Source organism: Lysobacter sp. Soil_N_51 (assembly GCF_057655755.1).
Map to the genome: position 1 here is coordinate 410,158 of NZ_JBDGLR010000003.1, position 22,334 is coordinate 432,491.

Genomic DNA, 22,334 nt, shown 5'->3' on the forward strand with positions numbered 1-22,334 from the left:
CAGGACCTCGGTCTGAGGCCGTGATCAGGAGCGCAGTGGCGTCGTGGTTGCGGTGGCGTGGTCGCGGCTTGCGCCGCTCCTACAGGTTGGGACGAACCGGCGCGGGACGGCGTGGATGCGCTCAGGCTTCGGGATTCGCGGCGCGCGCAAAGACGATCACTCCGCTCGCGCGCATCTGCCGCAGCAAGCCATCGCCGAGCGCGAGGAAGGCGGCGCTGTCGTCGCTGCCGGCCTCCTGGGCCAGGGCCTGCAGTTGTTCGCGCGCACTCAGTTCCGGCGATTCGCCGATGCGTTCGACCAGGCGATAGGCCAGCGGGCTGAGTTCGGAAAAACGCACGTCGCCGTCGGCTTCGCGGCGCAGCAGGACCAGGGTCGGCGTCGCCGGCGGCTGGTCGGGCTGGTAGTCGGGGCCGAGCCGATGCACGGGCCAGGCATAGGCCAGTGGCCATGCCAGCGGCGACAGCCGCGGGTGATGGTCCAGCAGTTCGTCGTCGCTGATTGCGACTTCGTCTTGCGGCGCGACCGCGTCGCTGAGTTGCAGCGCCAGTTCGACCCACTCGTAGTGCGCGAGTTCGGGCAGGAAGGGCGGGATGGCGTCGTCGTCGGGACCGTTGCCGTCGAGATCGTCCAGGTAGCGCAGGAACTCGCGCGCGATCTCGGCGAACAACGGGGTGCGGCAGCGGTAGTCGCGATAGAAATCGCGCACGAGCCGTTGCCAGCGTTGCTCGCCCAGCAGTTGGCTGATGACCGGAAAATTGCCCGACAGCAACCCCAGGATGTTGTTGAACAGCAGCTCGCGATAGATCCCCAGGCGCCGGTCCTCGATGCCTTGCGGCGCCGGGCTGGCCTGCGGATCGCGCAGATGCCGGGTCAGTTCGAATTGCTGCGCGCGCAGGCGCGAGGGGGCCTCGTTCATGGCTCAGGCGCGCGCGCGGCGGGCCGGGCTGGCCGCGGCCTGGCTCGATTCGCTCAGCACCCGGCGCACGATCCGCAGTTCGTCGACCAGTTCTTCGTAGGGCGGGAAATTGAAATCGCGCTCGAGCAGGGTCGGGCGCGCGCCGAACATGCGGTAGGCATCGCCGAGCAGCGACCAGACTTCGTTCTTCACCGGCGCGCCGTGGGTGTCGACCTTGAGATCGTCGGCTTCGTCGTAATGGCCGGCGACATGGATATAGGCGATGCGCTCGTGCGGCATCGCCTGGATGAATTCGCGTGCGTCGTAACGATGGTTGATCGAATTGACGTAGACGTTGTTGACGTCGAGCAGCAGGTCGCAATCGGCCTCGGCCAGGATCGCGCGGGTGAATTCGATCTCGCTCATCTCCTGGTGCGGAGCGGCGTAATAGGACGCGTTTTCCACCGCGATGCGGCGGCCGACGATGTCCTGGGTACGGCGGATGCGCGCGGCGACGTGATGCACGGCTTCCTGCGTGAACGGAATCGGCAGCAGGTCGTACAGATGGCCGTCGTCGCTGCAATAACTCAGGTGTTCGCTGTAGCAGGCCACGCGGTGTTCGTCGAGAAAGCGACGCACCCGGGCCAGGAAGGTTTCGTCGAGCGGCTCGGTGCCGCCCAGCGACAGGGACAGGCCGTGGCAGACCAGCGGATGGCGCGAGGACAGGTCGCGCAGCGCTTCGCCGAAGCGGCCGCCGATGCCGATCCAGTTTTCCGGCGCGCATTCGAGAAAATCGAAGTCGCGTTCGGTCTCGGCGGTCGGCGCGGACTGCAGCGGGCTCAGCAGAGCCCGCCGCAGGCCAAGACCGACGGCATCGGGTTTCAAATTGCGCATGCCGTCCATCGTGTCAGCTCAGTGGCATATCAGACCGATTCGAAACGAATCAGACCGAACCGCCGCACTTGCCTTCGCCGCACTTGCCTTCACCGGCCTTCTTGGCCGCCGCTTCACCGGTCTTGACCGGCTTCGCGGCGTCCTTCTTGTCGCCGCCGCACTTGCCTTCACCGCACTTGCCTTCGGCGTGCTTCTTCTTTTCCGCGCCGCACTTGCCTTCGCCGCACTTGCCCTCGGCGTCCTTCTTCTTGTCGCCGCCGCAGCTGCCTTCCTTCGCTTTCTTGTCGGCGCCACAGCTGCCTTCGGCCGTCTTGGCGGTGTCGGCGGCGGCCTTGGCGTCGGCGGCCTTTTCGGCGGCCGGCGGAGCCTGCTGGGCGCCGAGCAGGTAGCCCTGCGACAGATCGCTCATCGCGAACGCGGAAGCCGACAGGCTCAGACCGCCGATCAGGGTGGCGCCGAGGGCGAGGGCGAGGGGCTTCTTGATTTGCTTGGACATGGATGACTCCTGTGGCGATGAGGGCGGAGGATGGTCCGCCGTTGGAATAACGGTCCAGTGTGCCGGGTTCCGTCAGATCGGGTTGTGCTTGAAACGCGATGGATGCGGTCGAGCTGTTGGGTGATACGACTTCGGTACGAACATGGATGCAGCGGGGCGACGGCGGTCGACGGGCGCGGCCGTCGACGATCGCGGCCTGTGACTGGCGCGGCCTTCAACCAGCGCGCGCGTCAACAAGCCAGGTACTCGCGGGCGAGCAGCCGCGCTCTGTGCAAACGCGATTTCACCGCTTCGCGGGTCAGGTCGAGCTGTTCGCCGATTTCGGCGATGGTCAGCCCTTCCAGGTCGCGCAGCAGGATGATGTGGCGGTAATGCGCGGGCAGCGATTCCAGCGCGGCGGCGACATCATGCCGCCACTCGGCCGGTTCGTGGCTCACCATCGGCGCGATGTTGTCGCTGATCGCAGCGCCGCTGAGCATGCGCCGGCCGCGCTTGAGCCGATTGCATTCGCGCTTGACGATGCGGAAGGTCCACGACACGAAGCATTCGAGTACGCGCAGATCGCGCAGCTTGCGCGATACGGTGAACAGGCTTTCCTGGACCGCGTCCTCGACGTCGTTGATGACGCAGTGATACTCGGCGTAACGGCGCAGGTCCTGGCGCGAGTGCACCAGCACCCGTTCCAATGCGGCCGTGTCGCCCGAGCGGGCGGCTGCCAGATCACCGTTGGCCATCGATAGCGTCATGCCGGGCTGTCCTCCTGAGTTCCCAAAAATACACTGCAGCGTGGCGCTGCGGACATGTACCAAGAGTTTAGGACGAGGCGAACGGATTCGCGCTTCCGCGGCGATGCGCCGAAATTGTTTAGAACGGGTTAAGCCGGGTTTGGCTGTAACCGTTTGCAGCCTTTGTTTGCAAGGCTCGGACGCATGCGCGTCGAAGCGCCGCGCGAGACGGCGAAGGCGCCGATCGGCGGGACGCGTTGGAGGGTTGGCGCCGGCCGGGGCGGGCGATGCGCCGTTGCTGCACTGCAACGTGCGCGAAAACGGCCGCTTGGTCGGACCGCTCGCTTCGGTGGCCGGGGTGAGGCCGCCCGGCAAACTGACTCGTCGGAGCGAGGCTTGTCGGAGCGAGGCTGGGTGCGCGGGGTCTCGCCGGACGGGTTTCAGTCTCGGCGGTTCGAACCTCGCCGCGCGGACGCTCGCGACGCTCGATCGAAACAAGGACGGGGCCGAAGCCCCGTCCGTAACGGCATCCGGCGACGCGGGCTTACAGCGCGCCGGTGGTGTTGGTGTCGTCGCGCTTCTCGCGCGGGGGCAGCAGTTCTTCGCCCTTGACCAGGAACCACACGTTCTCGGCGATGTTTGTGGCGTGGTCGCCGATGCGCTCGATGTTCTTGGCCATGAACAGCAGATGGGTGCAGGCGGTGATGCTGCGCGCGTCCTCCATCATGTAGGTCAGCAATTCGCGGAACAGGCCGGTGTAGGCGGTGTCGATCTCGGCGTCGCGCGCGCGCACCTTTTGCGCGAGTTCGATGTCGTTGTCGCGGTACGCGCTCAGCACGTCGCGCAGTTGCTTGACCGCGAGCGTGCCCAGCGCATGCAGGCCGGCGACGTGCGGCAGCGGCGGCGACAGGTTCAGCGCGGTGGAGCGCTTGGCGACGTTGGCGGCGTAATCGCCGACGCGTTCGATGTCGGAGGCGATGCGGATCGCGGCGAGGATCTCGCGCAGATCGCGCGCCATCGGCCCGCGCAGCGCCAGCTTCATCACGTCGTGGCTGATTTCCTGCTCGAGCGCGTCGATCGCCTCATCGTTGGCGATGATGCGCTCGGCGGCCTTGTCGTCGCGGCGCTGGACCACGTCGAGCGCGGCTTCCAACTGCGAAGCGGCCATCTCGCCCATGCGCAGGGTTTCGTCGAGCAGGCGGCGCTGCTCGTCGTCGTAGCTTTTGACGATGTGGTCGTGCATTTGGGTGCTCATATTAATGCCGAGATTCGGGAATCGGGATTCGGGATTGGAAAAAGCAAGGCGATCTGCTCGGGATCGGCGGAGGCGGGGAAGCGATCGCTTTTGCGAATCCCGAATACCGAATCCCTAATCTCGGGTCGCTTCAACCGAAGCGGCCCGTTATGTAGTCTTCCGTCTGCTGCTTGGTCGGCTGCGAGAAGATCTGCTCGGTCGGACCGTGTTCGATCAGGTCGCCCAGGTACATGAAGGCGGTGAAGTCGGACACGCGCGCGGCCTGCTGCATGTTGTGGGTCACGATCGCGATGGTGTAGTCCTTCTTCAGCTCTTCGACCAGTTGCTCGATGCGACTGGTCGAGATCGGGTCGAGCGCCGAGGTCGGTTCGTCGAGCAACAGCACCGACGGCTTGAGCGCCACCGCGCGCGCGATGCACAGGCGCTGCTGCTGGCCGCCGGACAGGCCCAGCGCGCTCTGGCCCAGCTTGTCCTTGACCTCGTCCCACAGCGCGCCTTGACGCAGCGCGTGTTCGACGCGGTCGTTCATTTCCGACTTCGACAATTTCTCGTGGTGGCGAATACCGTAGGCCACGTTCTCGAAGATCGTCATCGGGAACGGCACGGGCTTTTGGAACACCATGCCGACCTTGCTGCGCAGCCGGTTCATCGGGTACTTCGGATCGAGGATGTTCTCGCCGTCGAGGATCACCTCGCCGCGCGCCTCCAGCTTCGGGTACAGCGCGTAGATGCGGTTGAAGATGCGCAGCAGGGTCGACTTGCCGCAACCCGACGGGCCGATCAGCGCGGTGACCTGCTTCTCCGGGATGTCCAGGTTGATCGACTTGAGCGCGTGGAACTTGTCGTAATAGAAGTCCAGGCCGCGCGCGGAGAGCTTGACCGGCGAAGCGCCGACCACGGCCGCGGCGCGGTCGGGGGTGGCGACGGAGATACGTGCATCGTTCATGGCCGGGGTCCGGGCAACGGGTTGATTCGAGAGGTCAGTCATTGGCGATCCGATTGCGCAACACGAGGGCGCGGGCGAGCAGGCTGACGACGAGGACGAAGAAGGTGAGCACCAGGGCGCCGGCCCAGGCCAGGGTCTGCCAGGTTTCGTAGGGGCTGCCGGCGAATTGGTTCATCACCACCGGCACGCTGGCCATCGGCTGCATCACGTTGTGGCTCCAGTACTGGTTGCCGAACGCGGTGAACAGCAGCGGCGCGGTTTCGCCGCTGATGCGGGCCAGCGCCAGCAGCACGCCGGTGACGATGCCGGCCGAGGCGCTGCGGTACAGCACCTGCACGATCACCTTCCATTGCGGCACGCCCAGCGACAACGCCGCTTCGCGCATCTGCGCCGGCACCAGCCGCAGCATTTCGTCGGTGGTGCGCACCACCACCGGCAGCACGATGAAGGCCAGCGAGATCGCACCGGCCAGGGCCGAGAAGTTACCGCCGGTCTGCATCACGATCAGGGTGTAGACGAACAGGCCCAGCACGATCGACGGCGCCGACAGCAGGATGTCGTTGACGAAGCGCACCACCGTGCCGATCTTGCGCCCGGCGCCGTATTCGGCGAGCCAGGTGCCGGCGGCGATGCCGAGCGGGGTGCCGATCACGATCGCGATCACACACATCACCGCGCTGCCGAAGAAGGCGTTGAGCAGGCCGCCTTCCTGCATCGGCGGCGGCGTGTTCTGGGTGAACAGCGCGATGTTGATGCCGCCCAGGCCCTTGGCGAGCAGGGTGTAGAGAATCCAGCCGAGGAAGAACAGGCCGAATGCGGCCGCGGCGCAGGCGAGGATCACGGCGACGGTGTTGACGATGCGGCGGCGGCCGTACATCGAATCGGCGACGCGATGGCGGCGCTGGGTGTCGGCATCGACGGTCTTGGCGACGGTGCTCATCAGTTGCCCTCCTTGCGCGAGAGCTGCATCAGCATGAAGCGCGCCGCGGCGAGCACGACGAAGGTCACGATGAACAACACGAAGCCGAGCAGCAGCAGGGCCGAGCGGTAGGTCTCGGTGGCTTCGCCGAAGTCGTTGGCGATCAGCGCGGCGATGGTGGTGCCCGGTTCCAGCAGCGAGGTCGAGAAGTTGACCGAGTTGCCGATCACGAACGCGACCGCCATGGTCTCGCCGAGCGCGCGGCCCAGGCCGAGGAACACGCCGCCGATCACCGCCGAGCGGGTGTAGGGCAACACGATGTCCCAGCTCACTTCCCACTTGGTCGAACCCAGCGCGTACGCCGATTCCTTCAGGCGGGTCGGCACGGTCAGGAACACTTCGCGCATGACCGAGGAAATGAACGGGATCACCATGATCGCCAGGACGATGCCGGCGGTGAGCATGCCGATGCCGAGCGGCGGTCCCTGGAACAGGCTGCCGATCACCGGCAGGGTGCCGACGTTGTCGTTGAGCCAGGGGGTGACGTACTCGGTCATCACCGGCACCAGCACGAACAGGCCCCACATGCCGTAGATGATCGAGGGAATGCCGGCCAGCAGCTCGATCGCGGTGCCGATCGGACCGCGCGCCCAGCGCGGCGCGACCTCGGTCAGGAAGAAGGCGATGCCGAAGCTGATCGGCACGGCGATGATCATCGCGATCATCGCGGTGACGACGGTGCCGTAGATCGGGACCAGCGCGCCGTAGTGGTTCTCGACCGGGTTCCATTCGGTGGTGATGAAGAAATCGATGCCTTCCTCGGCCAGTACGTGGCGGCCGCCCCACAGCATCGACAGCGCCGCGCTGGCCAGCGCGATCAACACGAAGACGACGGTGGCGGTCAGTACGTAGCGGAACAGGCGATCGTTGCGCGCATCTTTGCCGTCGCGGCTGGTGCTGCCGGTATGGGCGGGTAGGGCGGTCGCGTTCATTGCGAGATGGGGTCCGTCGTGGCCGGGCTTGCGGTGGCGGGCTTGGTTCTGCGCGTGGGGCGGGTGCTGCGGAGAGGCGAAGGAGCTACAGATGCGGGAGTTCGTAGGCGGCGCCGCGAGCGTTTTTTGCTCGTCATTGCCGCGAACGCGGGCTCTGCTTTACTTCGGCGTGGCCGAATATCCAGCGACTTAAAACTATTGCGGTGTTGCGTTTGCCGTCATCCCCGCGAAGGCGGGGATCCAGGGCTTCATCGCGACGGGTCTCTCACGTGGAGGGACGCGTCGTTCTGAAGCAGGCGGGGTTGCGCTGAAGGCTCTGGATCCCCGCTTTCGCGGGGATGACGTTCTGGCAAAGCCGCGTCCGCAAAGCGGACGCGGGCCGATGCGTCACTTGAACTCAGCCGCCCAATACGCCTCGATCTGCTTGACCAGTTCCGGCGGCAGCGGCACGTAGTCCAGCGCCTGCGCCTGCGCCTGGCCGTTCTCGAACGCCCACTTGAAGAAGGCGCGGGTGTCGGCGCTGCGCTTGGCGTCCTTGGGCTGCTTGTACATCAGGATGAAATTGGTCGCGGTGATCGGCCAGGACTTCTCGCCGGTGGCGTTGGTGATCACCAGGTTGAAGTCCTTGGCGCTCGCCCAGTCGGCGGTCGAGGCCGCGGCCTGGAAGGCTTCGGCGCTGGGCTGCACGAACTGACCGGCCGCGTTCTGCAACTGGGTGTGGGCCATCTTGTTCTGCAGCGCATAGGCCAGTTCGACGTAGCCGATCGAACCCTTGATCTGCTTCACGTACGAAGCCACGCCTTCGTTGCCCTTGCCGCCGACGCCGCCGGGCCACTGCACCGAGGTGCCTTCGCCGACCTTGGCCTTCCAATCCGGGCTGACCTTGGACAGGTAGTTGGAGAAGTTGAAGGTCGTGCCCGAACCGTCGGAGCGGTGCACGATGTTGATCTTCACGTCCGGCAGGGTGGTGCCCGGGTTGGCCGCGGCGATCTTGGGATCGTTCCACTTCGACACGGTGCCCAGGAAGATGTCGGCCAGCAGCGGGCCGGTCAGGCGCAGCTTGCCGGCTTCGATGCCGTCGACGTTGACCACCGGCACCACGCCGCCGATCGCCGAGGGGAACTGGCCCAGGCCGGCGGCGGCGAGCTCTTCGCTCGGCAGCGGCTTGTCGGAGGAGCCGAAATCGACCGTGCCGGCCTTGATCTGGGCGATGCCGCCGCCCGAACCGATCGACTGGTAGTTGACCTTGGCGCCGGTCGACTTGTTGTAGTCGTCGGACCACTTGGACAGCAGCGGGAAGATGAACGTGGCGCCGGCGCCGGTGATCTGCGCGGCGACCTGGTCGCCCGCGGGGGCGGCTGCGTCGGTCTTGGCTTCACCGGCCGGGGCCGGGTTCTGCTGGCCGCCGCACGCGGCGGCGGCCAGCGCGATGGCGAGGGAGAGGACGGCGATACGGACCGGCGAAGATTTCATGCGGTGCTCCATCAAGGGGGCCGGCATGGGCGCCGGCTGGGCTGGCGCCATTTGATGATCTTTTTGTTACACGGCTATGACACGGATTCGTCACGAATCTGTAGTGAAAGGCCGGGCGGGGTGCTGGAGGTCGCGGTTTTGCGGGTTTTGGGCGGCGCGGACGGTAACAAACGCGCGATGCGTGGGGGCTGGAGCGGCCCTCATCCGGCCCTTCGGGCCACCTTCTCCCGCGGGCGGGAGAGGGGTTGGGTCAGCCGGCGGGCGCCACAGCGTATGCCTTGCCCAAACGCGCACTGAGCCCCTCTCCCGCTCGCGGGAGAGGGGACGGGGTGGGGGCCGCAAAAACAAAACGGGCCCGAAGGCCCGTTTCATCCGATCACTGCAATTGAAAACCGATCTCCCCCGATCTGAAGGATCCCCCGGACCCGACGATCGGTCGGATCAGTAATTCATGCTCGTGGTCCAGTAGGTCTCGATCTGCTTGACCAGCGTGTCGGGCAGCGGCACGTAGTCCAGCGTCTTGGCCTGCGCGTCGCCGTTGGCGTACACCCAGCGGAAGAATTCCTTGGCGTTCTTGGCGCCTTCGGCGTTCTTGGGCTGCTTGTACATCAGGATGAAGTTGGTCGCGGTGATCGGCCAGGAGTTCTCGCCCGGCGCGTTGGTCATGACCAGGTAAAAGTCTTTGGACTCACCCCACTGCGCACTGGCCGCCGCCGCGGCGAACGTCTCGTCGGTCGGCAGCACGAACTTGCCGTCGGCATTCTTCAGGCGCGAATACGCCATCTTGTTCTGCAGCGCGTACGACAGCTCGACATAGCCGATGCCGCCCTGGATCTGCTTGACGTAAGCGGCCACGCCTTCGTTGCCCTTGCCGCCGATGCCGATCGGCCACTTGACCGCGGTGCCTTCGCCGACCGAGCTCTTCCACTCGCCGCTGACCTTGGACAGGTAGTTGACGAAGTTGAAGGTGGTGCCCGAACCGTCGGAGCGGTGGACGACGGTGATCTTCTTCGCCGGCAGCGGCACGCCGCCGTTGAGCGCGACGATCGCCGGGTCGTTCCACATGGTGATCTTGCCGAGGAAGATGTTGGCGAGGGTCTCGCCGTCCAGCTTCATCGCGCCCGAGGCCACGCCGGGGACATTGAGCACCGGCACCACGCCGCCGATCACCGACGGGAACTGGGCCAGGCCGAACTTGGCCAGTTCATCGGGCTTGAGCGGCGCGTCGGACGAGCCGAAATCGACCGTGCCGGCCTTGATCTGGGCGATGCCGCCGCCGGAACCGATCGACTGGTAGTTGACCTTCTTGTTGGTGGCCTTGGCGTAGTCGGCCGACCACTTGGACATCACCGGGTAAACGAAGGAAGCGCCGGCGCCAGTCACGTCGGCGGCCTGCGCGTTGAACGCGAAGGCGGCGGCCAGTGCAAGCGCGGTGACGCGGAACGAACGGGTATTGAACACGATGAGGCTCCTGGAGAGAGACGGCTGGCACGAATCCGTTGTGGCGCATTGCATAACGGTTCGATGTCAGTCGCGAGTCGGAAACATGACGAACGCGTGACTTGCTCCCCGATCCGATCCCGGCCGTCGCGCGATCGGCGGCGGACGAGCCCGGCGATGCGCGGCGATCGGAAAAATAAGGGCGCGGCACCGGCCGCGCCCTTGAACGATCGGTGCCGATCGAGGGGGAGAGATGTACGGTCTGATGCGATGAAGCGGTGCGGCTTACCAGTAGAACTGGAAGCGCGCCGACAGGATGTTCGGGCTGTCGTCGACGACGCGGTTGAAGGTACGGCTGTTGTAGACCGGGTTCTGCGAGTAGGTCGCGCTGGTGCGGCCGATGTAGCGCGAGCTGTCGACGACCGAGTAGTCGAGCATGAACTTGAAGTTCGAGCGCCAGTACCAGTTCACGCCGACGGTCCAGGCGTCCATCTCGCCGCCGAGCACGCCGTCGACGATCGGAGCGGCGGTCGGGGTCGCACCCGGGCGCAGCGAGCCGTCGTTCAGATCGATCTTGTCGTAGCGCACGGCGAGCTGCCACATGCCGGTGGAGGGCTCATCGGGCAGCGGGGTGGACGGCACGCCGGCCTTGTAGCCCCAGGTTTCGCCGGTGATGTTCCACACGCCGCTGACGTAGAAGCTGTCGGTGGTGTAGTCCTTGCCGGTCAGGGTGGCGGTCTTGTAACGGCCGATCTTGCTCTGCATGTACTCGGCCTGCAGCTTGAACGGGCCGTGCACGTACATGGCTTCGGCGCCGACGATGGCCTGGCGATCGAGGTTGGTCAGGGTGCCGCTGTCGACCAGGCGGCCGCCGGCGAGGTCGGCCTGCGGACGGGCGCGGATGCGCAAGCTGTCCTTGGTCACGCCGGTGTTGCCTTCCAGCTCCGCTTCCAGGTTCACGTACGACAGACCCAGGTGCAGGATGTTGCCCTTCTCGTTGATCGGGGCGAAGGTGCCGCGCAGGCCGTAGCCGTCGCCGCGCTTGAGATTGCGGGTCAGCTCGTCGCCGAAGTAGCTGGCGGTGATGCTCCAGTCTTTGCTGCCGTAGCTGTAGGCGGCGCCGACGCGGCGGGCGATGCCGAAGGTGTTGGTCACCATCGCCTTGGAGATGAAGTCGTTGTTCTTGGTCGAGGACAGCTCTTCCAGGCTGTTGGGCTGCTTGAACTGACCGAACTGGACGTAGTGGTTGGCGTCGCCGCCGAGCTTGTACTTGAGGTTGACGTCGAGGAACTTGTCGGCCTTGGCGTCGTAGCCGGCGACCCATTCGAAGTTGCCCGGGCCCTTGCCCTTGAGCACCAGTTCGGCGCGGCGCAATTCGTTGTCGGTATCCTTGCCGTCGGGCAGGTCGCCGTTGAGGTTCAACACGTCGCTGTTGAAGTCGTTGTAGTCGCCCTGGAGCAGACCTTCGAAGGTGACTTCCGAGTCGCCGATGACGTCGAGTGCGATTTCAGCATGCGCGGCGGGCGCCGACAGAGCGGCGAACAACGCGACGGCAAGGGTGGTGCGGGAGAGTTTCATTGGTCTAGCCCTGAGGCGTGGAGAGATGCCGCGCAGGCTAGGGTGTGAAAGTTGCGTAAATGTGACAGAACTGACTTATTTCGCGGGCATGACGTTGCGATGACGCTCGCGCAACCGCGGCATGTCGGTTGCAAACACGTTGAAAATCAAGCCGCTACGGGCTCCGGATCGCCTGGCGTCTTGTCCGGGAAGCGACAAAGATCACGGATGACACAATGCGGGCAATCGGGTTTTCGTGCCTTGCAAACGTAACGTCCGTGCAGAATCAGCCAGTGATGCGCGTCCTGCAGGTAGCGTTCGGGAACAACTTTGAGCAGTGCTTGTTCGACCGCGACCACATCCTTGCCGGGCGCCAGTCCGGTCCGGTTCGACACCCGGAAGATGTGCGTGTCGACCGCGATGGTGGGTTCGCCGAACGCGGTGTTGAGCACGACGTTGGCGGTCTTGCGGCCGACCCCGGGCAATGCTTCGAGCGCGGCGCGATCGCGCGGCACGTCGCCGCCGTGCAGGTCGATCAGTTGTTGCGACAGCGCGACCACGTTCGCGGCCTTGGTGTTGAACAGACCGATCGTGGCGATGTAGGGCTTGAGGCCGTCGACGCCGAGCGCGGCGATCTGCCGCGGCGTATTGGCGATCGGAAACAACTTGCGAGTGGCCTTGTTGACGCCGACGTCGGTCGCCTGCGCCGACAGCGCGACCGCGACCAGCAGTTCGTACGGCGTGCTGTATTCGAGTTCGGTGGTCGGATGCGGGTTGAGCGATTGCAGGCGCGAGAACATTTCCTCGATCTGCGGCGGGCTCAGGCGCGCGCTGGGTTTTTCGCGCTGGGCCGGGGGCTTGGCCGCGGGTTTGCTCGCCGATTTGCTTGCAGCCTTGCCGGTCGAAGCGCCGCCGAGGGTATGCGCAGGCTTTTTCGCGGCCTTTTTCGCGACAGCTTTCTTGGCGGCGGATTTGCTTGCGGCGGATTTAACCGTCGCCGACTTTGGCTTGGCGTCAGTTGCCGCCGCGGATTTTTTCGCCGCGACGTTCTTGCCGGCCGTGTGCGCGGCGGACGAGGTTGACTTGGCTGGCGACTTGGCTGGCAAAGGCTTGGGCATGCGGGTTGGTGGGATCAGGTCGGTCCGCGTTGCGCGGCTTTGGCCTTGGCGCGCGCGAGCGCGGCCGCGGCCGCGGAGGGCAGGGCCGGACGCGGTGGCGTCGGCGCGGCGTCGGCCGCATTAATAAGGTTGCCGGTGGCTGCATTGCTCGCGGGTGTCACGGCCGCCGTCGCGCCCGCGCGTTGCGCGGCGCGTTCGTCGGCGCGGCGTCGCAGGCGCGCATCGCGGGCGCGGTAGCGTTCGCGCGCAGCCAAGGCGCGCAGCCGTTGCTCGCGCGCGTCGCGCGTGGCCTGCGTGCATTGCGCTGTGCAATGCGCGCAGACCGGCGCGTACTCGTCCTGCAACAGGCCGAGTGTGATCGCGCGATCCAGATCGTCCAGCGCCAGCGCCAGCGCGATCGCGTGCGCCGCCGCGCCGCTCGGGTCGGCGCAGCCGCAGGCACAGATCGCGGAGACGACGGCCACGGCGCGACTCAGGTGCCGTTGAAGGCCGGCTTGCGGCGTTCCAGGAACGCGGTCGTGCCTTCGCGCATGTCGTCGGTCGAGAACATCAGGCCGAACTGCGCGGTTTCGTATTCGAGGCCTTCCTCGATCCCGCATTCGCCGCCGACCGCGACGCAGTCGAGCACGCCGCGCAGCGCCAGCGGCGCCGAGGCGGCGAACTGCTCGGCCAACTTGTAGGTCTCGGTTTCCAGATCGGCCGCGGGCACGACCCGGTTGACGATGCCCAACTCCTTGGCGCGCGCCGCATCGATCGGCGTACCGACCAGGCACAGCTCCAGGGTCGCGGCGCGCCCGGCCAGGCGCAGCAGGCGCTGGGTGCCGCCGAAGCCGGGAATCAGCCCGAGATTGATCTCCGGCTGGCCGATCTTGGCGCTGTCCGCGGCGATGCGCAGATGGCAGCCCATCGCCAGTTCCAGCCCGCCGCCCAGGGCGAAACCGTTGATCATGCCGATCACCGGCTTGGGCATTTTCTCGATCCGGCGCATCAGTTTCTGCCCGCGCAGGGAGAAATCGCGGCCCTGGACCGGGCTGAGGGTGTTCATTTCCGATATGTCCGCGCCGGCGACGAAGGCTTTCGGGCCGGCGCCGGTCAGGATCACCGCGCGTACCGACGGGTCGTTGGCGGCGGCTTCGAACGCCGCCAGCAGGGCGTCCAGGGTCGCGGCATTAAGCGCGTTCAGCTTGTCCGGACGGTTGACGGTGATCTGGCGCACGGCGCCGCGATCGGCGACGAGAAGGGGCGATTCGGTCATGTGATGGCCGTAGGATGTCGGGAAAGGGGGGGATGTGATCGCCGTGGAACTCCGGGCCTGGGGCGCGGTCAGATCCGGGGGCGTCAGTGGCGGTTAAGCGCTGCCGCCGGTATCCTAACCCGTCCTGTTGCGGCCTTACGACCGAACCGGGCTTTACCTATCGGGGCTTTGGAAACTGCCCCCAGCTGATCGGAACGGCCTCGCGCCTTCCGTGCCACCACCGGAGATTCCACCGAATGAAGTTGCGTTTGATTGCTGCCGCCGTCGCAGCCCTGGCACTGACCGCCGGCAACGCCGTCGCGCAGGACACTTCGTCCGAGAAGGGCAAGCTGAGCTACGCGCTCGGTTACGACCTCGGCCGCAACGCCGTGGAGAGCGGCGAACAAGTCGATGTGAACACGATCGTCAAGGGCCTGCAGGACGGCTACGCGAAGAAGCAGCCCGCGGTCGCGGTCGACCAGCTGCGCACCGCGGTGCAGAACATGCAGAAGCGCCAGCAGGACAAGGCCAAGGCCGAGTGGGACAAGGCCGCCGCCGAGAACAAGACCAAGAGCGACACCTTCATCAACGCCAACAAGGCCAAGGCCGGCGTGAAGGTGCTGCCGAGCGGCGTGCAGTACCGCGTGATCGACGCGGGCAGCGGCGCCAAGCCGACCCAGTCCAGCACCGTCGCGCTTGAAGTCGCCGGTCCGTTCCCGTTCGGCGAGCGTCCGGCGCAGGCGCGTCCGGCCAATGCGATCCCGTCGATCAAGGTCAGCGAGATCGAAATGGCGGCGATGCGCGAAGTGCTGCTGCAGATGCCGACCGGCGCGAAGTGGGAAGTGACCCTGCCGTCGGCGCAGGCCTACGGCGCCGACCCGCGTACCCCGTATCCGCCGAACGTGGCGGTGCAGTTCGAAATCAAGCTGGTCAGCGTCAAGTAAGACCGGCGCGAACGAAAGTGTGATGCGCTTGCGCCGGCATGTCCGGCGCAAGTCGTTTCTGGGGTCCGGCGATGAGTGAGCGGTCATCCGCTCGCGCGCCGCGCCGATATTCCGATCTGCTTGCCGGCGCGCCGGCAGGGCTTTACCCCGCCGTGTCGCCAGGCAGAATGGCGGCATGGCCTCGGTGGACGATATGACGACTTTTCGCGCGGTGCTGAGCCCGTGCATCGGCATTTGCCAACTCGGCGACGACGGCCTGTGCGAGGGCTGCCTGCGCACGACCGCGGAAATCGCGCGCTGGTCGCAGATGAACGACGACGAGCGCCTGCGCCTGATGGAGGATGTGTTGCCGCTGCGCGAGTCGAGGGTTCGATGAGCGGGGCCGCATCCGATTCGGGTTTCGACGGGGCTCTTTTTGATAGGAATTTCCTCGACGGTGATTCGCGCGCGCGCACCCGCCTGATCGCTGCGCTGCATCCGCTCGATGCCGCGCCCGAGAGCGACGGCTGGAACCTCGACGATCTGACCGACCTGCTGCCGGCCGACGCGCTGCGCGCGCAAGCCGCGGTGCTGGTCGGCCTGGTGCCGCGCGGCGACGGCGTGCAGGTGCTGCTGACCCGCCGCACCGACGGTCTGCGCCAGCACGGCGGTCAGGTCAGTTTTCCCGGTGGCCGCATCGAGCCCGACGACGAGGACGCGGTCGCCGCGGCCTTGCGCGAGACCGAGGAAGAGATCGGCGTGCCGCCGGCGTTGATCGCGCCGCTGGGTTTTCTCGATCCGCTGGTGACCATCACCGGGTTCCGGGTGCTGCCGCTGGTCGCGGTGATCGATGCGGACTATGTCGCGCGGCCCGATCCCAATGAAGTGGCGCAGGTGTTCGAAGTGCCGCTCGATTTCCTGCTCGATCCGGCCAACCTGACCACCCGCACCCTGGATTACAAGGGCCGCGCGCGACATGTGTTGGAGTACCGCTATCCAACCCAGCGCATCTGGGGCGCGACGGCGTCGATGCTGTTGAATCTGCGACAACGACTGGAGACGACGCGATGAGCGACTGGACCACGCTGGTATCGGCCGAAGACCTGGCGGCCGCGCTGGGCAACAAGGATCTGATCGTCGTCGACACGCGCACCTCGCTGACCGATCGCGCCGCGAGCGAGCAGGCTTATCGTCAGGCGCATATCCCGGGCGCGCGTTACGCCGACCTGGATCGCGACCTGTCGGATCACCGCAAGACCACCGGCGGCCGCCATCCGTGGCCGGACGCGGCCGATTTCACCGCGACTCTGGGCCGCTGGGGTATCACCCCGCAGCACCAGGTCGTCGTCTACGACAGCGCCGATGGTGCACTGGCCGCTTCGCGTCTGTGGTTCCTGCTGCGCGTGCTCGGCCATCGCCGCGTGGCCGTGCTCGACGGCGGCTGGCAGCGCTGGAGCGCGCTCGGTCTGCCGAGCGATGCCGAGATTCCCACGCCGCAACCGACCCAGTACGAAGCCAGCTTCGATGCGCGCCGCCTGCTCGACGCGCAGGACGTACGCGGCCTGCTCGACTCGGGCGGGCTGTTGATCGATGCGCGCGCGGGCGAGCGTTTTCGCGGCGAAGTCGAACCGCTGGACCGCGTCGCCGGCCACGTGCCTGGCGCGCGCAATCGCGCCTATGCGCTCAACCTCGACGACGGGCGTTTCAAGTCGCCGGAGGTGTTGGCGGCTGAATTCGCGCCCTTGTTCGATGGCCGCGAACCGTCGCAGGTCGCGGCGATGTGCGGCTCGGGCGTTACCGCCTGCCACCATTTGCTGGCGATGTCGCATGCCGGGTTCGACGGGGCGGCGTTGTATACCGGATCGTGGAGCGGCTGGATCGAGGATTCGCAGCGGCCGATTGCGACTGGCGACAGCTGAGCGGGCGGAGTAGCGCGCCGCGATCCGATCGAAAACGATCTACCACTTCCCTTGTTGCGACGAACGCTACCTGTAGGAGCGGCGCAAGCCGCGACCGTCATGCAGCCGTTCGCGCCGTCGCTGGCCGAAGGATAATTGCCCTAACTGCGCGGTAGTGATTTGCGCCGTAGTCGCGGATTCGCGGTCGCGGCTTACGCCGCTCCTACAGTTTGGGACCGGACTGGCGTCGGATTTGAGTTGCGAGCATGGCCTTTGATGGGCGTTCATGCCGTGCGATCGCGGTAGTCCCGTGTGAGAACGACACCGCTATGCAAAACACACCGCCCCAATCGCTCATACGATTTGCGCAATGTGCTAATTCCATTGCGTTACCGAAGTGACGCGCATCGCGTAATGGCGGCGTCACAGGCCGCACCCATCCTTGCGCCAAATTCGCACAGGGGGAGTGCGCACCATGTTGCGTGCCGTGGTTTTGCCGTTGCTGTTGTTGTTCGCGTCACTGTCGTCCCTGTTCGCCGCGCCCGCCCGGGCGCAGGACGCCGAACGCGTACGCATCCATGGTTCCAACACGCTCGCGCATGCGCTCGTGCCCACGTTGGCCGAAGCCTGGCTGCGCGATATCGGCTACACCGGCATCCGCAGCTCGCGTCCGCGCGCGTCGTTGACCGAAATCCATGCCAGCCGCGATGGCCTGCCGCTGGTGGTGGAGATCGACGCCAGCGATTCGGCGCGCGGTTTCGCCGATCTGGTCGAGGGCCAAGCGCAGATCGCGATGATGACGCGGCGACCGAATGCGGTCGAACTCGATGCCGGCTGGCAACTCGGCGATCTGGGTTCGCAGGATCAGGAATTCGTGGTCGCGCTGGACGGCGTCGCGGTGGTGGTCAATCGACGCAACCCGGTGCTGCGCATGGATCTGGACCAACTGCGCAAGCTGTTTTCCGGGCAGTCGCGCGATTGGAGCGAGCTCGGCGGCGCGGCCGGCGAAGTGCGCGTGCATCTGGACCCGAACGCCGGCGCGGTGCGCGACCTGATGAACGAGCGGGTTATGCGCGGCGCGGCGTTCGCCGAAGCGCAGTTGCACGCCAGCGCGCGCGAACTGGTCGCCGCGGTCGCGGCCGATCCGCTCGCGATCGGTCTGATTCCGATCGGCGAACATTACGGCGACGGCACCCGGCCGCTGGCGATCGCCGAGGGCGGCCGCGCGATCGTGCCGACCCGCACCGAAGTGCTCGGCGAGGACTATCCGCTGAGCCGGCGACTGTATTTGTACGGCGGCCAGATGATGGGCGCGTTGAGCCGCAGCTTCGCGCTGTACGCGATGACCCGCGCCGGCCAGCGCGCGGTCGCGCGCAGCGGCCATCTCGCGGTGACCTTGGTGCCGGGCCGTGCGCGCGCGATGACCGCCGGGCCGGTCGAGTACCGGCAATTGGTCGAAGGCGCGGTGCGTTTGCCGCTGAACCTGCGTTTCAATTTCAACGGTGCCGGCGAGGCCGGCGTCGCCGCGAGCGTCTACGACAGCCGCGCGGTGCGCGATCTCGATCGCCTGCGCGCGTTCATGCAGTTGCCGCCGAATCGCGGCCGCCGTCTGTTGGTGATCGGTTTCGCCGACGCCAGCGCGGGTTCGAGCATGGCCGCGATGATGATGAGCAACGACCGCGCCGATCTGGTCGCGCAGGAACTGATGTCGCGCGGGCTGAAAGTGCAGCAGGCGCGCGGAATGGGCACGGCGCTGCCGGTAACCTCGAGTCGCAACGCGGGCGCGCGTTACCGCAATGAGCGGGTCGAGGTGTGGCTGCTTTGAAGCGAGTTTAAAGCGAGGAGTGAGTGCAGAGGAGTGAGTAAGAGCCAGAGTGAGTGTAGAGGAGTGAGAAGTGAGCAGGAGCGAGCGGCGACCCTGCTTTTACTCACTTCTCACTCCTCTGCACTCACTCCTCGCTTCATCACTTGCCGAGCTTCGCCACCAACGCCTTCAACGCACCCTGGGTATCCGGCGAATACCACGCATCGACAAAACGATCGAGTTCGATGTGTTCCGGACGCAGCGCTTCGACCAGATCGGCGCGCGCCAGCAAGCGCGTCTGCAGCATCGCGCTGCGCGGCAGGATCAGCAGCTGCGCCAGCCAGGCGCGCGCGCGTTCGCTGACGGCGTCGATTTCGACCAGTTCGTCGACCAGGCCGATCCGCAGCGCGGTGTCGGCGTCGACCATCTCGCCGGCGATCAACAGGCGCTCGGCGCGGTAGTGGCCGATCACTCGCCGCATCAGGCGCTGGATGCCTTCGGGCGCGACCAGCCCGACCTGGGTTTCGTTGAGGCCGATGCGGTAATTGCCCGCGGCCATGACCCGGTAATCGCAGCACAGGGTCAGCACGCAGCCGCCGGCCGGAGCGTGGCCGGCGATCGCCGCGACCACCGGCACCGGCGCGGACGCCAACGCGCGCGCCAGGCCGAAGAACGACTGCCATGCCAGCAGCAGATGATCGCGCTGCTCGCCGAGCGACAGCAGGTAGGGCACGTCGAGGCCGGCCGAGAACACCTTCGGCCCGCCGCTGAGCACGATGCCGTGGGCGCCGTGATGGATCGCGCTTTCCAGCGCTTCGCGCGTGGCGTTGCACAGCTTGGGATCGAGCGCGTTGACCGGCGCGCGCGCCAGCTTGATTTCGACGATGTCGCCGTGTTGGATGGTTTCTACGCAATTCATGGTTTGACGTCCTGGGGCCAGCGATAACGCACGGTGTAGGTCAGCTTGGTTTCGCCGTCGGCCGGCACCGCCACGTCGAACTCGGCATGGCGCGCGTCCTTCTTCTTCGACGGCAGGCTGGAGGACACGATCTCCCAATCGGCCCAGCGCGGCAAGGGCTCGGTGACCCGAACCGTGGCCGGGTTCTTCTTCGCGTTCTTGAGCGTGATCGCGAACGATTCGGTGATGGTGCGTCCGCTGCGGTCCAGTTTGAACGCGGTCGCTTCGCGCTTGCCGCTCAGGTCGAATACTTTGCCGAGTTCGAGCTTGATCTGGGCATTGGCCGGGGTATGGCCGAGGGCCGATTCGCCGAGGAAATCGCCGCCGTCGAACACCCGCACGCGCCCGGCCGGCAGCGGCAGGCCCAGCCCGGAGGTCTTGTCGTTGCTGAACTCGACCTTCGACATCACCGGCAGATCGCCGGTCTGGCCGTGGTAGTCGCGATCGATCAGCGGCGTGGGCGGTTGCCAGTCGTTGTCGGCGCTGGCGAAGGAATAGATGCGTTCGCAGGCGACCGCGCCGTTGCGCGGGAACAGCGCGATGCGTTCGGTGCTGCCGTTGGCCAGGGTGACCGTCTGCGGCAGATCGTAGGCGTGGTACTCGCCGGCGGCGCGTTCGACCGGCATCGGTGGCGCGGCGGCCATCTGCACCTTTTCAGCGGACATGTCCGCTGCCATGTAGCCGAAATTGCCGGCCACCGTGTCTCGGGTGCGATTGGGTTCGCCCGCGACCAGGCTCAGGCGCGCGCCGTTGAACGCGCCGCCGGAGCGATTGGCGATCAGCGCGGCGCCGTCGAGCGCGAGCTTGCAACCGCCGCCCGGCGCCAGCGTGGCGAGGTATTCCGCGCGCCAGGCCATGCCGCCCATCGGATACGACAGCAGGAATTCGGCGTCGCCGCTCTTGTCGGCGTTGACCGTCCACTGCAGCGAGGATTGGCGCGGCAGCAGGTTGTCGTTGTCGATCAGACTGAAGCTGTCGTAGCTGCGGATCACCTTGACCCGACCGTCGTCGAGAGCAAGGGTGAGGCCGTTGTTGGCCGAGATCAGCACGCCGCTGTCGGTCTGCTTGGCGCCGCCGGCGGTGTGTTCGACCGAGACCTTGCGCCCGATCGCGACCACGATGACGTTCTGCGCGCCCGCGACCGCGGAGACATACCGCTGGCCGATCACGCTCACGCCGCCGCCTTGCGGTTGCAGCAGCGCCGCTTCGATGTCCATCGCCGGCGGCAGCGATTGCTCCGACACGTCGTTGCGGCCGCTCTTTAGCTTGAAGCGCAGCGGCCGTTCGACCAGCGCATAACCGGGCATGCCGACGCTGGCGCCCTGGGTGCCGGCCAACGCTTCGTAGCCGCCGCTGTAGACGGTGAGCTTGGTGCTGGCGCCGGCGGTGGCGGCGGTGGTGTTGTCGGACGGCGTATCGGCGCCCGCGGATTCGGCGCGGTCGGCGCCCGAGGGCGCGGCGGAGCAGGCGGCCAATGCGCAGGCCAGGGCGAGCAGGCTCAGTGACTGTTTCATCGTCAACTCCATGGAGGCTCGGGGGTATGATAAGGCGATGAACGTATCTGCCATCCGAATGGGGTTGACGCTCGCCGCCGCGCTAGGCGCGGCGTGCGCATTTCACGCATCGGCGAAGGATCGGCCCGCGCCGCCGGTCGCGACTGCCGCGGGTGCGTGCATCGCCAAGGGCCAGATCACGGTGCGCGATGCATGGGTGCGATTGCCGCCGATGCAGATGCCGATGATGGCCGGCTTCGGCCGGATCGAGAACCGCTGCGCGGCGCCGCTGGTGATCGTCGCGGCGAAGAGCGCGGCGTTCGCCGACGTGTCGCTGCACGAGACCCGCATCGTCGACGGTGTCAGCAAGATGCGCGCGTTGCCGGAACTGCGCATCGCGCCCGACGGCGCGGCGGTGCTGAAGCCCGGCGGCATGCATCTGATGCTGATGCAGCCGCATGCGCCGCTCAAGCAGGGCAGCCGGGTGGCGATCGAATTCGAACTCAAGGGCGGCGGTTCGCTGCTGGGCGAGTTCGAGGTGCGCAAGGCCGCGCCCTGATCCGGTAGCGTCGAAATCGCGCCAGCTCCCTGTAGGAGCGGCGTGAGCCGCGACCGCGAAATTTCGCTTACCGCGCAAGCCCTGATGTCACGCTCGCGAATGAAACATACGACGTAATCGCGGTTTCGCGGTCGCGGCTCACGCCGCTCCTACAGGGGGCGCCCGTAGTTAAGCCGCGTGCGACGCCCGCGCGGTGCGATCGGTTATTTGCGGACGGCGATGTACGCCGTCCGTATGAAACTCAGCCAGCCGAGCAGGCCGCTCGCACCGGTTCGGGCAGGGCCGCCGGCTGCCCGGTTTCGCGGTGAATCCACACCAACACCACGTTGCCGTCGCAGTACAGCGCGCTGGAATCGTTCGCGCCGACGATGCGGTGGCCGATGCTCAGGCTGGTGGTGCCGAGGCGTTCGACGAACAGTTCGACCTCGAGTTCGTTCGGCCATTCGATCGGGCGGCGATAATTCAGATGCGCGGCCGCGACCACCGGCGCGACATGGTCGTCCATGCCGTGGCCGGGCAGGGTCACCATCCAGCGCAGCCGCGCTTCCTCCAGATAGCTGAGGAACTTGGAATTGTTGACGTGGTTGAACGCGTCGAGATCGCGCCAGCGCACCGACAGCGGCACCCGGATCAAGGCGGGATTCTGTGCCGGTTCGGGCGTTGCCGGCGCTTGCGGCGCGGTCGCGTTGCCGCTGCTGACAGGCGCCGCGATCGCGTGTTGCTGGGTTGCACCGGGTTTCGCCGCCGTGGGCTGC

At 66.5% G+C, this 22,334-nt stretch carries 21 protein-coding genes and 1 pseudogene; 5 read left to right on the forward strand and 17 right to left on the reverse strand.

Annotated features, from left to right (window positions below; translation table 11 throughout):
- Positions 1-121: 121 nt before the first annotated feature.
- The 14 genes from AC3A4T_RS07235 to AC3A4T_RS07300 form a co-directional block, all read right to left on the reverse strand.
- Positions 122-916, reverse strand: coding sequence for an HvfC family RiPP maturation protein (locus tag AC3A4T_RS07235; RefSeq protein ID WP_487674760.1), 795 nt, complete (start codon positions 914-916; stop codon positions 122-124).
- Between the two features lie 3 nt (positions 917-919).
- Positions 920-1,789, reverse strand: coding sequence for an HvfB family MNIO-type RiPP peptide maturase (locus tag AC3A4T_RS07240; protein ID WP_487674761.1), 870 nt, complete (start codon positions 1,787-1,789; stop codon positions 920-922).
- 49 nt (positions 1,790-1,838) lie between these two features.
- On the reverse strand, positions 1,839-2,285 hold the full coding sequence (locus AC3A4T_RS07245) for an HvfA family oxazolone/thioamide-modified RiPP metallophore (RefSeq protein WP_487674762.1): 447 nt from the start codon (positions 2,283-2,285) through the stop codon (positions 1,839-1,841).
- A 230-nt stretch (positions 2,286-2,515) separates the two neighbouring features.
- Entirely contained in the window at positions 2,516-3,031 is a 516-nt protein-coding gene (locus tag AC3A4T_RS07250; protein ID WP_487674763.1) for an RNA polymerase sigma factor, read from the reverse strand.
- Between the two features lie 523 nt (positions 3,032-3,554).
- Complete coding sequence (phoU, locus tag AC3A4T_RS07255) at positions 3,555-4,265, reverse strand: phosphate signaling complex protein PhoU (RefSeq protein ID WP_046656171.1); 711 nt, start codon at positions 4,263-4,265, stop codon at positions 3,555-3,557.
- Positions 4,266-4,395: 130 nt separating this feature from the next.
- Entirely contained in the window at positions 4,396-5,211 is an 816-nt protein-coding gene (gene pstB / locus AC3A4T_RS07260) for a phosphate ABC transporter ATP-binding protein PstB (RefSeq protein ID WP_056108722.1), read from the reverse strand.
- A 34-nt stretch (positions 5,212-5,245) separates the two neighbouring features.
- Entirely contained in the window at positions 5,246-6,088 is an 843-nt protein-coding gene (pstA, locus tag AC3A4T_RS07265; protein ID WP_487674865.1) for a phosphate ABC transporter permease PstA, read from the reverse strand.
- Between the two features lie 62 nt (positions 6,089-6,150).
- A complete protein-coding gene (pstC, locus tag AC3A4T_RS07270; protein WP_487674764.1) occupies positions 6,151-7,122 on the reverse strand; it encodes a phosphate ABC transporter permease subunit PstC in 972 nt (323 codons plus the stop codon).
- A gap of 387 nt (positions 7,123-7,509) precedes the next feature.
- Positions 7,510-8,595 (reverse strand): phosphate ABC transporter substrate-binding protein PstS, encoded by a 1,086-nt coding sequence (gene pstS, locus AC3A4T_RS07275; RefSeq protein WP_487674765.1) that lies wholly within the window; start codon positions 8,593-8,595, stop codon positions 7,510-7,512.
- 441 nt (positions 8,596-9,036) lie between these two features.
- Positions 9,037-10,056, reverse strand: a complete 1,020-nt coding sequence (pstS, locus tag AC3A4T_RS07280; RefSeq protein WP_487674766.1) for a phosphate ABC transporter substrate-binding protein PstS — start codon at positions 10,054-10,056, stop codon at positions 9,037-9,039.
- A 264-nt stretch (positions 10,057-10,320) separates the two neighbouring features.
- Complete coding sequence (locus tag AC3A4T_RS07285) at positions 10,321-11,613, reverse strand: OprO/OprP family phosphate-selective porin (RefSeq protein ID WP_487674767.1); 1,293 nt, start codon at positions 11,611-11,613, stop codon at positions 10,321-10,323.
- Between the two features lie 146 nt (positions 11,614-11,759).
- Entirely contained in the window at positions 11,760-12,392 is a 633-nt protein-coding gene (nth, locus tag AC3A4T_RS07290; RefSeq protein ID WP_487674866.1) for an endonuclease III, read from the reverse strand.
- 332 nt (positions 12,393-12,724) lie between these two features.
- On the reverse strand, positions 12,725-13,108 hold the full coding sequence (locus AC3A4T_RS07295; RefSeq protein ID WP_487674867.1) for a hypothetical protein: 384 nt from the start codon (positions 13,106-13,108) through the stop codon (positions 12,725-12,727).
- 74 nt (positions 13,109-13,182) lie between these two features.
- Entirely contained in the window at positions 13,183-13,965 is a 783-nt protein-coding gene (locus tag AC3A4T_RS07300; RefSeq protein WP_487674768.1) for an enoyl-CoA hydratase/isomerase family protein, read from the reverse strand.
- Positions 13,966-14,201: 236 nt separating this feature from the next.
- Here AC3A4T_RS07300 and AC3A4T_RS07305 point away from each other — a divergent pair, with 236 nt between their 5' ends.
- From AC3A4T_RS07305 to AC3A4T_RS07320, 4 genes and pseudogenes are all read left to right on the forward strand, one after another.
- A complete protein-coding gene (locus AC3A4T_RS07305; protein ID WP_487674769.1) occupies positions 14,202-14,888 on the forward strand; it encodes an FKBP-type peptidyl-prolyl cis-trans isomerase N-terminal domain-containing protein in 687 nt (228 codons plus the stop codon).
- Between the two features lie 175 nt (positions 14,889-15,063).
- Positions 15,064-15,938 (forward strand): annotated as a pseudogene (locus tag AC3A4T_RS07310) (CoA pyrophosphatase).
- Complete coding sequence (locus tag AC3A4T_RS07315; protein WP_487674770.1) at positions 15,935-16,786, forward strand: sulfurtransferase; 852 nt, start codon at positions 15,935-15,937, stop codon at positions 16,784-16,786. The pseudogene AC3A4T_RS07310 and the gene AC3A4T_RS07315 overlap by 4 nt, the downstream one beginning before the upstream one ends.
- Positions 16,787-17,240: 454 nt before the next feature.
- Positions 17,241-18,590 (forward strand): substrate-binding domain-containing protein, encoded by a 1,350-nt coding sequence (locus tag AC3A4T_RS07320; RefSeq protein WP_487674771.1) that lies wholly within the window; start codon positions 17,241-17,243, stop codon positions 18,588-18,590.
- Positions 18,591-18,729: 139 nt separating this feature from the next.
- On the opposite strand, the gene AC3A4T_RS07325 is transcribed toward AC3A4T_RS07320, so the two are convergent.
- Together AC3A4T_RS07325 and AC3A4T_RS07330 are read right to left on the reverse strand one after the other, a co-directional pair.
- Positions 18,730-19,488, reverse strand: coding sequence for an enoyl-CoA hydratase/isomerase family protein (locus AC3A4T_RS07325; RefSeq protein ID WP_487674772.1), 759 nt, complete (start codon positions 19,486-19,488; stop codon positions 18,730-18,732).
- Complete coding sequence (locus AC3A4T_RS07330) at positions 19,485-21,041, reverse strand: DUF4139 domain-containing protein (protein WP_487674773.1); 1,557 nt, start codon at positions 21,039-21,041, stop codon at positions 19,485-19,487. Before AC3A4T_RS07330 ends, AC3A4T_RS07325 begins: the two co-directional genes overlap by 4 nt.
- Before the next feature lie 37 nt (positions 21,042-21,078).
- On the opposite strand from AC3A4T_RS07330, the gene AC3A4T_RS07335 reads away from it, so the two are divergent.
- Positions 21,079-21,579, forward strand: coding sequence for a copper chaperone PCu(A)C (locus tag AC3A4T_RS07335; RefSeq protein WP_487674774.1), 501 nt, complete (start codon positions 21,079-21,081; stop codon positions 21,577-21,579).
- Between the two features lie 241 nt (positions 21,580-21,820).
- Here the strand turns inward: AC3A4T_RS07335 and AC3A4T_RS07340 are convergent, their stop codons facing one another.
- Entirely contained in the window at positions 21,821-22,213 is a 393-nt protein-coding gene (locus AC3A4T_RS07340) for an acyl-CoA thioesterase (RefSeq protein ID WP_235567698.1), read from the reverse strand.
- Between the last annotated feature and the right edge of the window lie 121 nt (positions 22,214-22,334).